This is a genomic window from Promicromonospora panici (assembly GCF_900608595.1).
Lineage (GTDB): Bacteria > Actinomycetota > Actinomycetes > Actinomycetales > Cellulomonadaceae > Promicromonospora > Promicromonospora panici.
On the sequence record NZ_UWYY01000044.1, the window covers coordinates 1 to 14,995 of the forward strand.

Consider the following 14,995-nt stretch of genomic DNA (forward strand, 5'->3'; position numbering starts at 1 on the left):
TGTCGGCGGCTTCGGCCTGGGTTCGCTCGGGCTCGGGCTCGGCGTCGGCTCGGGCTTCGGGTCCGGCTTCGGGCCGGGCTTGGCAGGCCTCTGCGCCGGCTCGTCATGGCCGGGTTCCTTCGCCGGTTCCTTCGCCGGTTCCTTCGCGGGTTCCTTCGCGGGACGCGCGGCGGGCTCAGCTGTCTTGCCCGAGGCCGAGTTCTCGTCCTCGGGCTCGAGACCGCGCGCCGGTTCGTGGCGCGGGTTCGCGTCGTCCGGAGCACCGGACGCCTCGGACGGACCCCCCGCGCCGACGTCGGACGGGTCCATCGCACGGTTGGGAATCGAACCGGCCGCGAAGAACTCGAAGTGCCACGGCTCCGGCTTCGATCCGCCCGGCCGCGCCCACGACGGGTTGTCCCACCCGTAGTCCGGGCCGTGCACCCGCAGCCACACGTACTCCGGGGATGCACCGCCCGAGATCGGGTCGCTCAGGTCCACCGCGAGACCCCAGCCGTGGTTGGACGTCCCCGGCACCGCCGCCAGGTGCGGCTTGGCGCTGGCCAGGAAGACCTGCTGCAGGTACGGGCGGTAGGAGTCGGTGATCGGGATCGGGTAGCCGAACTCCCGCTCGAACGCGGCGCTCAGCACGGTCAGCTGCTCCGCGGCATCGCAACGCAGCATGTGCCCCGGCGCGAACTCCAGCGGGCACAGCACGGCGGCCGGGATCCGGCCGTTGGCGTAGCCCAGCGTCGAACCGCTGAACATGGAGACCGCGTCCAGAAGGTTCTCGCGCAGCGCGGAGCCCTGACGTCCCGGGGTGCCCGCCAGGTCAGACTGTGTCCTGCTCCGATGCGGCGAAAGATCCCCGCGCTCGTCAGCGTTCCGCACGTCCACCAGGGCGTGGGGCATGGACGAGTCCAGCAGGTTCGCCAGCCGCTCCGCCGCGACCACGAGCTGGCCGAACGTGACCTGGTCGTGCTCCGTCTCGACCAGGTCCGGCTGTGCAAGGTTCGGCGTGGCCGCGTCCGGCTCGACGACGCCCGCTCGGGCCGCCGAGCTCACCTCGTAGGACACCTGCACGGCAGGCCCGACGGCCTCGGGCGGCACGCGTCGGGCGCCATCGCCCTGCTCCCTGAGCGAGAGCTGCATCTGGTACGTGGTGTAGAGCATGCCGAGCTCGGCAGCGGCCTGCGCCGTCGTCGGGCTGAGGTCGGGGCCCTGCTCCCGGGCCTGCCGCTCCGCGCGCGCCAGGACTGCCACTACCTGGTCCATGCTCACGCGCTCGGGGACGGTCTCGGTCTGCCGCACCGTCACGTTCCCGCTCAGCCCGTGGGCCTGGGCCGGAAGCCCGCGACCGTTGTCGGAAAGGCGCGCGGCAGGGGCGCCGTCCGAGGCTGTGAACAACAGACCGCCCGCTGCCACGGAGGCGATCGCACCTCCCCACACGGTGCGCAACAACCTGGATCGGCTCGGACGGTAGTCATGCGAAACGAGCTTCTTCGACTGGTCCTTCACGCGTCGCCCCCTCGGTCGGTGTGTTGCTCTGCGGTGCGCGGTATATGCGGATCGGTCAACAAACAGTCAAAGCAGTATCACGAGTCCGCAGAGCATTCGCGGCGAGATCGTCGACATTTGCTCCTCGTGACCTGCAGAGGTCGATTTCCGGTGCAATCGCTGCGCGCAGAGGTGCGGGTGAAAACTGCCGAGAGTTGATGACTTGTTTGGTGATTTCTTGAGTTCCGGCTGGTAATCGGGCCCGAAGCGGATGGCATTGATCAGGTCGTACTGGATGCGGACCGTCCGCCCCGCGAGCGAGGGGACAGCGAATGCGCGTACGTAGGACAACGACGAAGTCGACTCATGGCAGGTTCGCGCTATGTCGACTCAGACGAGGCGGAGCGGTCTTGATGACGTTGAGCCTCATCGGCGCCGGCCTGGTCGCCACGACGCTGACGTCGGTCCCGCCGAGTGCCGTGGCCGCGCCCGGCAACCCCGGAGTGCCGGGGGATTGCAACGGCGGAGGGGCTGACCCCGGGGGCGCCGCGGTCTATACCTCCCTGGCCGCCGTCGGCCTGGACTACCGGCATGGGAGCGCGACCAGGTCCTGGCGCGCATCCGGTGCTGCTGCGTGCCCACGCCGACCTGCTCGCCGTGATCGGCGAAGGCAACCAGGTCGTGGCGCTGGCGGAGACCGGTGCGACGAGCCGGTTGCTGCCTCCCGCGGCACGGGCCCGGCTGCTCGCGGGCGACAACAGCGGCGCGCTCGCTGTTGCCGGTCGGGCGATACGGGATGCGGCGGTGACCCCGCGCGACGCGCTCGAGCTCCAGCTCGTCATCTCCATGGTCCAGCTGCGATCGGGCGAGCTCGACGACGCACGTGCACGGTTCGCGCAGGCGGTCGACGTCGGCCGACAGGGGCTCCTGGCCACGTTTGTGCTGTTCCGGCGGGACGAGATGCTGGACCTGTGCCGGCAGACCGGGACCGACCCACGTGATCTGGGACTCGCCGACGGCCCCGCTGGTGCGCGACGCACCCGTACGTCCGTCTCGATCGTCCGGCTCACCAAGCGGGAACGGGCTGTGCTGTTCGGGCTGGCCGCGGGCGCGAGCCCGATCGCGATCGCCGCCGAGCACGGCGTCTCGGTCAACACGGTGCGCACGCAGATCCGCAAGGTCTACCGCAAGCTCGACGCGACGAGCCGGGCGAGCGCGCTCGCACGCACCGGCCGGCTCGGGCTGATCCCGCCGGAGGTTCCGCGGAAGGCGCCGACGGATGTGCTGCGGGGGGCGTGACCCGGGGGTCTCGGAATTGACGAATGGCCTGAACCTACGATCCGTAGGTTCAGGCCATTCCGATGTCCTGCGACATCACACGGTCGGGCTGACAGGATTTGAACCTGCGACCCCTTGACCCCCAGTCAAGTGCGCTACCAAGCTGCGCCACAGCCCGCGGTGTTTCGAGCATGCTCGACACTACCGGTTTCGACCCCTTGGGGCCGACGGAAATACTACCCCACCTCGGGACCTGTGCCAGACCAGGCGCGGCCCGCAGCGTCGCGCACAGCCCAGATCACATCGCGAACCAGGACGTACCCGCCGGAGACCGCCCGGATAGCCTTGCCGGCGTGCACCCCTCACCGGCCGACGGCGTCCGACGCATCGATTTCCTTCCCTGGGAGTACGACCCGGCATCGCAGGAGACGGAGGCCCAGGCGCAGGCTGCGCGGCAGCAGGAACTCATCACGGCGGGCGCCCGAATCGGGGATGGCGTCTTCATCGCGCCGAACGCCGCGGTCTTCTGCGACCGCCTCAGCATCGGCGACCGCACCTATGTCGCGGCGCTGGCCTACGTCACGGGCGACCTGACGATCGGCGCGGACTGCTCGATCAACCCCTACGCCGTCGTCCGCGGCGAGATCCGGATGGGCGACGGCGTCCGGATCGGCGCGCACAGCTCGATCCTCGGCTTCAACCACCGGATGTCCACCGACCTCCCGATCCATGAGCAGGGCACCTGGAGCAAGGGCATCACCCTCGGCGACGACGTATGGATCGGCTCCCACGCCACGATCCTCGACGGTGTCACGGTGGGCGACCACGTGGTCATCGGGGCGAGCGCCGTCGTGACGAAGGACGTTCCCGACTGGGCGGTGGTCGCCGGCAACCCCGCGCGCATCATCCGCGACCGCCGGGCCGATACCGGCGCCCCACAGGGTCCCGACCTCGCCACCGAGCTCCAGACGTTCGCACAACGCGCCCGCGACCAGGCCGGCGACCTGCTCGCCCGCTGCTTCGAGGACGGCCGGTTCGTCGACCGGCCCGCGGCCCTCGCGGGGCCGCTCGAGCCGGCGGTCCGGCCGTGGGCGGACGCCGTCGAGATCGCCGACCTGCTGCTCGACGCCGCGCCGCCCGGGTTCGACGCCGCGGACCTGGTCCGGCGGCTCACCGCCCGCCAGGACCCGGCGACGGGGCTGATCCCGGCCGGCGATCTCTCGGACCGCGGCCTGGAGCGCGCGCCGACGTCGGACGAGCCGCTGCTGGCCACGGACGGCGATGCGAGCTATCACGTCCTCAGCGTCGGGTACGCGGTCCGGCTGCTCGGCGGGCGGCTGCCGCACCCCGTGCGGGCGGTGCACGCGCTGAGCGACCGCGACGTCGTCCGCGACCTCGAGGCGCGCGACTGGGGCGCGCGTGCCTGGGGGAGCGGCGCCGCCGTCGACGCCCTGGCCACGGCGTGCGCCCTGAACATCGCCGACTTCTCGGCGGAGCTGCCCGACGGCGGGACCGGCCCGGTATACGGGCTCCTCGGCTGGCTGACGGCGCGCGCGAACCCCGCCACGGGCATGTGGGGCGCGCCGCAGCCCGCGCCCCGCTGGCTGCAGGCGGTGAACGGGTTCTACCGGCTGACCCGCGGCTCGTACGCGCAGCTGGGCCTGCCGCTGCCCTATCCCGAGGCGGCGATCGACACCGTCCTGGAGCACGCGGCCGATCCGCACCTCGCAGCTCCGGAGGGCTACAACGCCTGCAACGTGCTCGACATCGTCCATCCCCTCTGGCTCGCGGCCCAGCAGACGGAGCATCGCCGCACCGAGGGCGAGGCGTGGGCCCAGGACCAGCTGCGGCGCGCGCTGCACAACTGGTCGGACGGCGCGGGGATCCCGTTCGCACCACTGAGTGCAGGCCCCGACGGCGTCGCGGGCCTGCAGGGCACGGAGATGTGGCTGAGCATCATCTGGTACCTGGCCGACTACCTCGGCGAGGCGGACGCGCTGGGCTACCGGCCGCGCGGCGTACACAACCCGGACCCGCTGGTCCGGCTGGCACCGGTCGACACGCCCGGCTGACGGCGCCCGGCTGACAGCAGCCGGACCGCTCAGGAGCCGGCCGGCCTCGCCGTCGACGCGCGCACCACGAGCCGGGTGGCGAGCTCCTCGCGCGGAGCCTCCGGCGGCGGATCTGCGCTGATACGCAGGAGCATGCGCAGCGCCGCCTCGCCCATCTCGGCGATGGGCTGGCGCACCGTGGTCAGCGCGGGGGTGACCCACTGCGCCTCGGGCAGGTCGTCGAAGCCGACCACGCTGACGTCCTCCGGGATCCGGAGCCCGAGGGTGTCGGCGGCGTCGTACAGGCCGAGCGCCATGGTGTCGGAGCAGGCGAAGACGGCCGTCGGCGCCGTATCCCGGAGCAGCTGCGTCGCCTGCTCGGCGGCCCGGGCCCGCCGCCAGTCGGTGTGCACGATCCGCTCGTCGGGGAGGTCGAGGCCGGCCTGCGTGATCGCCGAGCGGAAGCCGTCGATGCGGGCCTGGCTGTAGAGGTGCGTGCGGCGTCCGGCGAGCACGGCCAGCCGCCCGTGGCCGAGCGCGAGAAGGTGCTCCGCGGCGGCGCGGCCACCGGCCCAGTTCGCGGCTCCGACGCTTGCGACGGTGCTGGGCGGCTGGCTCACGGGATCCAGGAGCACTATCGGCACCTGTGCGGCGGCCAGCGTGGCGAGCTGTTCGCTCGTCGTGTCGACGAGGGCGAGGACGGCGCCGCGCAGCCGCCGGGCGAGCAGTCGGGTGAGCCAGGCGTCGTCGGGCGGCCGGGCCACCGAGACGACGATGTCGACGCCTGCCTCCTCGGCGGCGTGCTCGACGCCGCTGAGCGCCCGGTTGGCCCAGCTGCCCTCGACGCCGCTCAGCACGAGGTCGACGAATCGCGAGCGCTCCGCGCGCGACGGCTTGTCCCGGCCGGAGCGCCCGCGGTACTCGAGCTCCGCGACGATGCGCATGACCCGCGTGCGGGTCGCGGACGAGACGTCCGAGCGGCCGCTGAGCACCTTGGAGACCGTGGGCACCGTCGTCCCGGCGGCCTTCGCCACGTCCGCAAGCGTGGTTCGCGATTGGCTCCGCATGCCGCGAGGCTATCTGCATCCACGAAAGTTTCGCAATAATCCGGGGCTTGATTCGGCAAAAGTCCTCGTGTATCAAAGGGGAGCGGCACGACATCCGACCGGTTGTTGCGCAAAGTGTGGAGCCGCAAGTTGGGAGCGATGAGCACCACATGACGACTTCGATGACGAAGCACGCCCTGATCGTGCGCGGAGGATGGACCGGGCACCAGCCCGTCGAGACCACCGACTCCTTCCGCCCGTTCCTGGCCGAGCAGGGGTACGAGGTGCGGGTCGAGGAGTCGACGGCGGTCTACACCGACGCGGACTACCTGGCCGGCGTCGACGTGATCGTGCAGACCAACACGATGAACACGATCGAGGGTGACGAGCTGCACGGCCTGATCGCCGCGGTGGCGGGCGGCACGGGCCTGGCGGGGTGGCACGGTGGCATCGCCGACTCCTACCGGAACAGCTCGGACTACCTCCAGCTCATCGGCGGCCAGTTCGCCGCCCACCCGCCCAAGGCTCCGCGCGACGAGCTGGCGGGCGAGGCGAGCGACAACTACGTGCGCTACACGGTCGACATCGTGCCCGAGCAGGCCGACCACCCGATCGTCGCCGGGATCTCCGACTTCGAGCTGACGACCGAGCAGTACTGGGTGCTGTCCGACGACTACAACGACGTGCTTGCGACCACGACGCTCGCCGCCCGCGAGTTCGACCCGTGGCACCGGCCCGTCACGAGCCCGGCCATCTGGACCCGCCGGTGGGGCAAGGGCCGCATCTTCGTCTCGACGCCGGGCCACGACCTCGCCGTCGTCCAGGACCCGAACGTCCGCACCATCATAGAGAGGGGCATCCTGTGGGCCAGCCGTTGAGAGTCGGGATCGTCGGCGTCGGGGCGATCTCCGGCCAGTACCTGACCACGTTCGCGCGCCTCGCCTCCGAAGGCTCCGACACCGTGCGCCTCGTCGCGGTCGCGGACCTCGACGAGATCCGCGCGGCGGCGGTCGCGGCGGAGCAGGGCGTGCGCGCGCTGACCGTCGACGAGCTGATCAAGGATCCCGAGGTCGACCTCGTCCTGAACCTGACGATCCCGGCGGCCCACGCCGAGATCGCCCTGCAGGCGATCGCCGCGGGAAAGGCCGTGTACGGCGAGAAGCCGCTCGCGGCCACGTTGGAGGATGCCCGCGCGGTGGTCGACGCGGCCCGCGCGGCCGGGGTGGCCCTGGGCTGCGCGCCGGACACCGTGCTCGGCACGGGCGTGCAGACCGCCCGGAAGGCGATCGACGACGGCGTGATCGGGGCGCCGATCGCGGCCACCGCGACGATGATGACGCCCGGCCACGAGCGCTGGCACCCGAACCCCGACTTCTACTACCAGCCGGGCGGCGGCCCGCTGCTGGACATGGGGCCGTACTACGTGACCACGCTGGTCACGCTGCTCGGCCCGGTCGTGTCGGTGGTCGGTGCCGCGAGCCACACCCGCGCCACGCGCGAGATCGGGTCGGGTCCGCGTGCCGGGACGGTCATCCCGGTCGACGTCGACACGCACGTGACCGGTGTGCTCCGCCACGCCTCCGGGGCGCTGTCGACGCTGGTGATGAGCTTCGACTCGGTCGCCACCCGGGCGTCCGAGATCGAGGTCCACGGTCAGACGGGGTCGCTGATCGTCCCCGACCCGAACACGTTCGACGGCGACGTGCAGCTCCACGAGCTCGGCGGCGCCTGGCGGACCCTGCCGCCCAGCGCCGGATACCGGGACGCGGGGCGGGGTTACGGCATCGCGGACCTCGCGGCCACGCCGCCGGGGGTCCCTGCCCGCACGAACGGCGACGTCGCGTATCACGTGCTCGACATCATGACGTCGCTGCTGGCGGCGTCGGCCACCGGGACGACGGTCGCCGTCGAGAGCACCTGCGAGCGGCCGGCCGCCGTCCCGCTGGCGTGAGAACGTGTCAGACGCTCAGGTCACCAGGTTGACCCGAGCGTCTGACACGTCGGCGGTGAGGTGCTCAGGGCGCCACGCTGCGCCGGAAGGACTGCACCGCCAGGTCGGCGGCGACGTGCCGCGGCAGGTCCTGGTTGCTGACCTCGGCGGCGGTGTAGAGCACCGCATAGAAGAGAGTGATCGCCCAGGAGGTCGGGATCCGGTCGGCGATCGCCCCCTCCACGCGGGCGCGGTCGACGAGCGCCCGCATGTCCTCGTCGCCGTCGTCGTCGGACCAGTTCGGGTTGCCCTCGAATCTCTTCGGGTCCGCGAACAGGAAGATCACGCGGTCGCCCATGTCGACCCCGGCGCGCAGGTAGTACTCGAGGACGTCCATCGCCGGTGCGTCCGCGACGTCGTCGTCCAGGGTGTCCAGCCGCGCCAGCGAGTCGACCAGGAGGGCGTCGATGAGGGCCTGGCGATCGGTGAAGTAGCGGTGCAGGGTCGACCGGCTGACCTCGGCGCGCTCCGCGATGGCGCTCAGCGAGGCGGAGAAGTCGCGGGCCCACACCGCCGCGGCCGCGTCCAGCACCGCCTGGCGCGTGCGGGCGCGTGCTCCTCGCTCGGTCTGGTCGGTCGTCATCAGGCTGAGAGTAGGTGGTCGAGCCTTGCGGCACAATTCAGTTGATAAATGCGACAGTCGCGTCGCAGAATAGATCGCGGATGTGCAAGTGGGTCCCTGACCCGAACCGACCGGACGGAGTGATGACGTGCCCGACGAACGGACCACGAAGGACAAGGTGCGGATCCTCTGGGCCTACGCGCGCCCGCACAAGCCGGTGCTCGTCGTCGCGCTGATTCTCGGCGCGCTGGGCACCGCCGCCGAGCTGGCGACGCCGCTCGTCACCAAGGCGGTGCTCGACGGGCTGGAGACCTCCGCCTCCCTGGCCACCCCGATCACGATCCTCGGCGTCCTGCTCGTGGCCGGATCCGTCATGGGCCTGGTGCAGGGCATCATGCTCGGCACCCTGGCCGAGCGGATCATCCTCGCGGCCCGCACCGGCCTCGTCCGCCATCTGCTGCACGCCAGGGTGCCCGCGGTCACGGCCCGCCCGCCGGGCGAGCTCGTCACCCGGGTCACCTCGGACACGCTGCTGATCCGCGAGGCGACGACGTCCAGCGTGGTCAATTTCGTCAACGGGATCATCGGCCTGGTGGGCGCGGTGGTGCTGATGGCCTATCTGGACGTCGTGCTGCTCGGCGTCACGATCGGCGTCCTGTTCCTCGCCGGCCTCAGCGTCGTCGCACTCATGCCGCGGCTGTCCAAGGCGCAGCAGGAGGCGCAGGAGCACGTGGGCGCGCTGGGCGGGCGCCTGGAGGGGGTGGTCCGCGCGCTGCGGACCGTCAAGTCCGCCCGGGCCGAGGGGCGGGAGACCGACCGGGTCTCCGGGCACGCCGAGGCGTCGGCCCGCAGCGGCATCCGCGCAGTCAAGCTCGAGAACGTGTCGTGGACGATCACGGGCGTCGGCGTCAACCTGGCCGTGATGCTGCTGCTCGGCGTCGGGGCGTGGCGAGTGTCGACCGAGGCGATCACGGTGACCACGCTGGTGGCGTTCCTCCTGTACGTCTTCCAGCTGATGATGCCGGTCATGCTGCTGACGATGTCGCTGACGTCGCTGCAGTCCGGGCTCGCGGCCGCCGCGCGGATCAGCGAGATCGAGGAGATGGAGCTGGAGAAGGACGGCGGCGTCCCCGGGCCGGGCGCGCCACGCACCGGCCGGGCGGGCGGCGCCGACGTCGACCCTCCGGTGCTGCGCCTGCACGAGGTCACCTACCGGTACGCCGGTGCGGAGCGGCCGGCGCTCGACCGCGTGAGCCTGGCGGTGCCCCGGCACGGGCACACCGCCATCGTCGGCCCCTCGGGCGCCGGCAAGACGACGATCATGTCGCTCCTGCTCCGGTTCCTCGCCCCGGACGGCGGGCGCGTCGAGCTCGACGGCCACCCCTACGAGCGCTGGACCACGGACGAGATCCGGTCCCGGATCGCCTACGTCGAGCAGGACACCCCCATCGTGCCGGGCACGCTGCGGGAGAACCTCGCCTACGCGGCACCGGGCGCGACCGACGCCGAGGTCCTGGCCGCGGTCGAGGCCCTGCGCCTGGCCGAGCGGGTGGCGGCGCTGCCGGCCGGCCTGGACACCGAGGTCAGCGCGTCGGAGCTGTCCGGCGGCGAACGGCAGCGGGTCGCGGTGGCGCGGGCGCTGGTCGCGCGGCCCGAGATCCTGCTGCTCGACGAGGCGACGGCCCAGCTCGACGGCCTCACCGAGGCGGCGCTCGCGGCGGCGATCCGGGACGTCGCGAGCACCGGAGCGGTCGTGACCATCGCGCACCGACTCTCGACCGTCATCGACGCCGACCAGATCGTGCTGCTCGAGCGCGGGCATGTGCGGGCGGTCGGCCGGCACGCGGAGCTGCTGGAGACGGACGAGCTCTACCGCGAACTGGTGGCGGCGCTACGGATGGACACGCACGTCGCGGTGCCCGACGTCGAAGTGCCCGAGGCGGGGGAGCGGGCACCGGCGGGAGCGTGACCGCTGGTGCCGGGCGGCTTCGATGAGCTTGCGGGCGAGCTCGGCGAAGTACGGGGTGTCGAGGTCGGGAGGCTACTGGATAGTGTCTCCGGCGACAGGCTTGCATCGAGGCAAGATTGCTGCTCCACGACGGAGTGGCTCGCGAAGGGAAGACATGAACGCGCCGGCGGCCGCGCCGCACATCGTCCTGATCATGACCGACCAGCAGCGGGCGGACCTGTCGGCCCGGTCCGGCTTTCCGCTCGACACGACCCCGTTCCTGGACCAGCTGGCGAGCCGGGGGACCGACTTCCAGCGCGGCTACACCAGCTCGCCGCTCTGCGTCCCGGCGAGGGTGAGCCTGTTGACGGGCCGGTTCCCGTCCGCGCACCGGGTGACCCAGAACAGCACGCCCGACGCCGCGACCTACGACCGTGACCTGCTCGACGTCCTCAGCGAGGCGGGCTACCACCGGGTCTTCGCGGGCAAGCCCCACATGCACCGCGGCCCGGAGGACTTCGACGCCTACCGCGGCCCCTACTTCCACACCGACGGCCCCGACGCGAACCCGGAGCACGAGGCTTTCGACCAGTGGCTCGACGACCTCGACCACGGGGTGTCGCACGAGCCGACCCCGTTCCCGCTCGAGGCCTCGCTCCCGTACCGCATCGTGTCCGACGCCGTCGACGAGCTCGCGGAGGCGGACCCGACCCGGCCGACGTTCCTGTGGGTCTCTTTCCCCGAGCCGCACAACCCCTACCAGGTGCCCGAGCCGTACTTCAGCATGTTCCCGCCGGACCAGATCCCGGAGCGCGTGCACGGCCCCGACGTCGCGCGGGCAAAGGGCGGGCACTGGGCCTGGCTCCAGGAGCTCATCGAGGAGAAGCGCCCCGGCTACGACGACGAGCGGGCGCGCTACCGCGCCAACTACTGCGGGCAGCTGCGGCTGCTGGACGACCAGGTGCGCCGGCTCATGGAGCACGTCTGGGCCACGCTGGGCGACGACGTCGTCGTCATCATGGTCAGCGATCACGGCGACTACGTCGCCGAGTACGGCCTGCAGCGCAAGGGTGCCGGCATGCCCGAGGTGCTGATGCGGATCCCGTTCTTCTTCAGCGGGGGACCGGTCGCCTCCAGCCGGCGCCGCGAGCTGGTCTCGATCGTGGACGTGCTGCCGACTGTCGCCGAGCTCGTGGGCTCCGCCATCCCCGACGGCGTCACCGGCCGCAGCCTCGCACCCCTCCTGCGCGACGAGGACCTGACCTCGACCGAGTTCGACGACATCTACGCGGAACGCGGCTTCGGCGGCCTGACCTACGGCGCCGACGAGCGGCCACCGCTCCACTTCCCCTACGAGGGCCGCAGGTTCGACGAGCTCAACACCGTCACCCAGAGCGGGCGCTCGCGGATGCTGCGGCGCGGCGACCTCAAGCTGATCGTGCACAGCGACGGGAGCGGCGAGCTGTACGACCTCGCGGCGGACCCGACCGAGGTGGACAACAGGTTCGACGACCCTCGGTACGCGGGGCCCAGGTCGGAGCTGCTGTGGCGCATGGCCCAATGGATGCTGCGCGCCCAGGACGAGCTGCCGCGCGGCGTCTACACGCCGAAGCGCGCGCCGCACAACTGGGTGTTCGGAGAGCCCGGAGAGCGGGGCGCGTTGCTCTGACCCCGGAGATCACGCGCCGTCAGCTCCTGGGGTGACGGCGCGATCGCAGATCCTGCTGCCGCTGGTGCGCCCGGCCCTCGTCACGACCACGACCTTCACCTTCACCTTCATCTGGACCTGCGGAGTGTCAGCGTCGTGTCAGGGCCGTGTCCGCGGGCCCGGCAAGCATCGCCGGCATGGAAAACATGCAGAGGCCCACGGCCACCACAGAGAACACCCGAACCAGCCGAATGGTCGACCGGCTGCTCGCGGACCGCCACTCCGTCCCACTGTCCATCGCGCTCCACCTCGTGCCCGGCGCCCTGATCGTCGCCGTCTACGCGTTCGTCGCCGCACCGTTCACCCGGGCGATCGGTTACCCGCCCTTCCTCGCCTGGGCGATTGCCTTGACCGTGGTGCTCTACCCGGTCCTCTTCGGCCTGCTGTGGCTGGGCCGCCGGCGCACCGGCCGCCACTCGCTGCGCGGGGTGCTGTACTACCTGGACAAGCCGTTCTCGCGCGGCAGGATCGCCGTGATCGGCATCGGCCTGATGATCTACATGGATCGAGGAGCTCTACTTCCGCGGGTTCCTGCTGCCCCGCCTTCCCCAGCTAGGCAAGTGGGCGCCGCTGTTCAACACGGTCCTGTTCTCGGTGTACCACTTCTGGGCGCCCTGGGCCGTCCTGTCGAAGATCATCTTCGGGTTCCCCGGGTTCTGGTTCGTCTGGCGCAAGCACGACCTGCGGGCGACGATCTGGATGCACCCCGGCTCGACACTCGTCGGGACCGTCGGCGGCATCATCGCCCTCTCCATGGGGGTCATCTGATGACTACCTCGGCGATCGGAGCACGGCGCGCGTGGCGGGCCACGACCTCGCCACCGACGCCAAGACGGGGGGCGCCGTGGTCGGCCCCGACACAGCCGACTACCTAGCGGACGCGCTTCGGGTACGTGCCCGCCGTCGGCGGGGTACGTGTCCGCCCTCGGCGGGCTACGTGTCCGACCGCTGGCCGGCCGAAACGCGGCCGATCCCGGTGGACTCTCGAACCGGAGCGGCAACAGCAGAAGAAACGCCGTAGCCGCCGCCCGTACTCACATGCGAGAGAGGAGCAGACCATGCAGGACTACCTCGCCCTGACGGGCGCTGGCGCCACGCTCCTTGGGTTAACCGTTGACACCGCCTGGCTCATCGTCGGGACAGTGCTGGTCGTTAGCGCTGGCGCCATTATGCTGGTTCGCCGCCGCGGAAAGGCCACCGAAATCATATGACCCGGATCTTCCTCGGTTTGGGACGAGTAGACGTGAACATCAAGCGGAGAGCACTAGGGGGGCCAGGGCTCCTGATCTATATTCTTACCGCTCTCGGGTTGGGCGGTCTCGCGTTTGTGCACCTCACCCGCATGGATGGCGGCGCCGTCCGCTTGCCGTTCTTCGTGATGTTCCTCGCGTTGAGCTTCATGCACGTGCTGGCGCTGTCGCACCGCCCGGTCGTCGCGAAGGACGAGACCGAGGCACGGATCCGAGCGGTCCGAATGGGCGTTGCTACTCCGGTCTACAACGAGGACCCCGCACTGGTGGCGGCCGGACTCGAGGCTCTCGCAAGGCAGACCCTCCTTCCGAAGGTCGTCATCGTCGTTGACGACGGCTCGCTCTCTCCGATCATGGACGACGACCGGGTTCGCGATGCTATCGACGGTCTCAGTGCGGCCGGTGTCGAGACGTTCGTGATCCGCCAGGACAACGCCGGAAAGCGGCGTGCGCTGGCCGTGGCCTTTCTTCATCCGGGCGGGAAGGATGTGGAGGTCTGGACGACCACCGACTCTGACACCGTGCTGGACCGAGACGCTTTGTGGAACCTGGCGATCCCGTTTCAGAACCCGAAGACGATGTCCGTCGCCGGCCAGATCTACGGGAGCAATCACAGAAGGTCTCTCCTTACCCGCGTCATCGAGCTCGGATACTCGATGTCGTTCATCAACGGAAGAGCTGCCGACGGCGCTTGTGGAGCGAACAGGGTCAACTGTGGGGCACTGGCGGCCTACCGCACCGGCGTGGTTCGCGAGAACGTGGACAGGTTTCTCAATCAGGAGTTTCTTGGTCTGCCTTGCACTTCCGGCGACGACCGCGCGCTCACGATCTTCGCTCGAGAGCGTGGCCGCACCGAATTCCAACCGACAGCCATCGCATACACCGCCCACCCCGTGAACATGTCGCACCTGGTTCGCCAACGCCTGCGGTGGGCGAAGTCCTGGTACTGGGGCTCGTTCTGGCTCCTCTCGCGCCCGTTCAGCAAGATCGAGTTCTGGCTCGCCCTCGCCCAGGTTCTCGGAATGATCGCATTCCATGGCGTAATGATCGCCATTCTCGTCCTCGTACTGTCGGGAGCCATGTCGCCCATGGTCTTCCCGATCATGATCGGCATCTCGGCAGTGATCGCAATGGTCAGCTCCATGCGTTACATCGTCCACGGCCGCAAGGATGTGAGCGTCTGGGACCGCATCTTCACGTGGCTCATGTCTCCCTTGTCGACTCTGCTCTTCATGTTCGTCCTGAACCCGCTCTACCTGATCGCCGCGTTCCAGCTAAAGGACCGGGCCTGGGGTACCCGCCAGAACATCGAAGTCGGCGCCGCCGCGATGCAGATCGCCACCTGACGAAAGGAACCTGATGAAGATCGCTGTTGCCGGTACGGGGTATGTCGGCCTGTCCAATGCGGTGCTGCTCGCGCAGCATCACGAGGTGTGGGCGCTGGACATCGATCCCGTCAAGGTCGATCTCGTGAACAAGGGCAGTTCCCCGATCGCGGACCCCGAGCTCGAGGAGTATCTGCGGGACAGGCCGCTGGACCTGACCGCGACGCTCGACAAGGACGCGGCGTACGCGGGTGTTGGTCTGGTGGTCGTCGCGACCCCGACGAACTACGACGAGGTCACCAACTTCTTCGACACGTCGTCGGTCGAGTCCGTGATCGGTGACGTCCTGGCCTGGGCCCCT

12 protein-coding genes, 1 tRNA gene and 1 pseudogene are annotated in these 14,995 nt (G+C 70.4%); 10 read left to right on the forward strand and 4 right to left on the reverse strand.

Going from position 1 to position 14,995, the window contains the following annotated elements; all coding sequences use genetic code 11:
- The coding region (locus EW117_RS28790; RefSeq protein WP_242504641.1) for a M15 family metallopeptidase at positions 1-1,404 on the reverse strand (1,404 nt) is incomplete at its 3' end.
- 663 nt (positions 1,405-2,067) lie between these two features.
- Here EW117_RS28790 and EW117_RS28795 point away from each other — a divergent pair.
- Complete coding sequence (locus EW117_RS28795) at positions 2,068-2,775, forward strand: helix-turn-helix transcriptional regulator (RefSeq protein ID WP_129790158.1); 708 nt, start codon at positions 2,068-2,070, stop codon at positions 2,773-2,775.
- Between the two features lie 83 nt (positions 2,776-2,858).
- Here EW117_RS28795 and EW117_RS28800 read toward each other — a convergent pair.
- Positions 2,859-2,932, reverse strand: a tRNA-Pro gene (locus EW117_RS28800).
- 175 nt (positions 2,933-3,107) lie between these two features.
- Between EW117_RS28800 and EW117_RS28805 the strand changes: the two genes are divergently transcribed.
- The gene (locus EW117_RS28805) at positions 3,108-4,826 is read left to right on the forward strand and encodes an acyltransferase (RefSeq protein ID WP_129790159.1); all 1,719 of its coding nucleotides are present in this window, start codon (positions 3,108-3,110) and stop codon (positions 4,824-4,826) included.
- Between the two features lie 29 nt (positions 4,827-4,855).
- Here EW117_RS28805 and EW117_RS28810 read toward each other — a convergent pair whose 3' ends face one another.
- Positions 4,856-5,872 (reverse strand): LacI family DNA-binding transcriptional regulator, encoded by a 1,017-nt coding sequence (locus EW117_RS28810; protein ID WP_129790160.1) that lies wholly within the window; start codon positions 5,870-5,872, stop codon positions 4,856-4,858.
- A 149-nt stretch (positions 5,873-6,021) separates the two neighbouring features.
- Between EW117_RS28810 and EW117_RS28815 the strand changes: the two genes are divergently transcribed.
- Both EW117_RS28815 and EW117_RS28820 read left to right on the forward strand, forming a co-directional pair.
- Positions 6,022-6,729 carry a ThuA domain-containing protein gene (locus tag EW117_RS28815; RefSeq protein ID WP_129790161.1) on the forward strand — a complete coding sequence of 236 codons (708 nt, stop codon included), beginning with the start codon at positions 6,022-6,024 and terminating at the stop codon, positions 6,727-6,729.
- Complete coding sequence (locus tag EW117_RS28820; RefSeq protein WP_129790162.1) at positions 6,714-7,802, forward strand: Gfo/Idh/MocA family protein; 1,089 nt, start codon at positions 6,714-6,716, stop codon at positions 7,800-7,802. The genes EW117_RS28815 and EW117_RS28820 overlap by 16 nt, the downstream gene beginning before the upstream one ends.
- 64 nt (positions 7,803-7,866) lie before the next feature.
- On the opposite strand, the gene EW117_RS28825 is transcribed toward EW117_RS28820, so the two are convergent.
- Positions 7,867-8,424 (reverse strand): TetR/AcrR family transcriptional regulator, encoded by a 558-nt coding sequence (locus EW117_RS28825; RefSeq protein ID WP_242504642.1) that lies wholly within the window; start codon positions 8,422-8,424, stop codon positions 7,867-7,869.
- Between the two features lie 127 nt (positions 8,425-8,551).
- Here EW117_RS28825 and EW117_RS28830 point away from each other — a divergent pair, with 127 nt between their 5' ends.
- The 6 genes and pseudogenes from EW117_RS28830 to EW117_RS28850 form a co-directional block, all read left to right on the forward strand.
- On the forward strand, positions 8,552-10,372 hold the full coding sequence (locus tag EW117_RS28830) for an ABC transporter ATP-binding protein (RefSeq protein WP_129790163.1): 1,821 nt from the start codon (positions 8,552-8,554) through the stop codon (positions 10,370-10,372).
- A gap of 154 nt (positions 10,373-10,526) precedes the next feature.
- Positions 10,527-12,020, forward strand: coding sequence for a sulfatase-like hydrolase/transferase (locus EW117_RS28835; protein ID WP_129790164.1), 1,494 nt, complete (start codon positions 10,527-10,529; stop codon positions 12,018-12,020).
- A 543-nt stretch (positions 12,021-12,563) separates the two neighbouring features.
- On the forward strand, positions 12,564-12,827 hold the full coding sequence (locus tag EW117_RS29900; RefSeq protein ID WP_207212122.1) for a CPBP family intramembrane glutamic endopeptidase: 264 nt from the start codon (positions 12,564-12,566) through the stop codon (positions 12,825-12,827).
- Positions 12,828-13,117: 290 nt separating this feature from the next.
- On the forward strand, positions 13,118-13,270 hold the full coding sequence (locus tag EW117_RS29575; protein ID WP_165362913.1) for a hypothetical protein: 153 nt from the start codon (positions 13,118-13,120) through the stop codon (positions 13,268-13,270).
- Entirely contained in the window at positions 13,267-14,655 is a 1,389-nt protein-coding gene (locus tag EW117_RS28845) for a glycosyltransferase (protein ID WP_129790165.1), read from the forward strand. Before EW117_RS29575 ends, EW117_RS28845 begins: the two co-directional genes overlap by 4 nt.
- Positions 14,656-14,668: 13 nt before the next feature.
- A pseudogene (locus tag EW117_RS28850) lies at positions 14,669-14,995 on the forward strand (UDP-glucose 6-dehydrogenase); the annotation flags it as partial.

What these genes read in the sequence shown, in the direction of transcription:
- EW117_RS28795 (WP_129790158.1), top strand. Translation starts at nt 2,068, where the DNA reads ATGGGAGCGCGACCAGGTCCTGGCGCGCATCCGGTGCTGCTGCGTGCC.
- EW117_RS29575 (WP_165362913.1), top strand. Translation starts at nt 13,118, where the DNA reads ATGCAGGACTACCTCGCCCTGACGGGCGCTGGCGCCACGCTCCTTGGG.
- EW117_RS28845 (WP_129790165.1), top strand. Translation starts at nt 13,267, where the DNA reads ATGACCCGGATCTTCCTCGGTTTGGGACGAGTAGACGTGAACATCAAG.
- EW117_RS28815 (WP_129790161.1), top strand. Translation starts at nt 6,022, where the DNA reads ATGACGACTTCGATGACGAAGCACGCCCTGATCGTGCGCGGAGGATGG.
- EW117_RS28835 (WP_129790164.1), top strand. Translation starts at nt 10,527, where the DNA reads ATGAACGCGCCGGCGGCCGCGCCGCACATCGTCCTGATCATGACCGAC.
- EW117_RS28825 (WP_242504642.1), bottom strand. Translation starts at nt 8,424, where the DNA reads ATGACGACCGACCAGACCGAGCGAGGAGCACGCGCCCGCACGCGCCAG.
- EW117_RS28810 (WP_129790160.1), bottom strand. Translation starts at nt 5,872, where the DNA reads ATGCGGAGCCAATCGCGAACCACGCTTGCGGACGTGGCGAAGGCCGCC.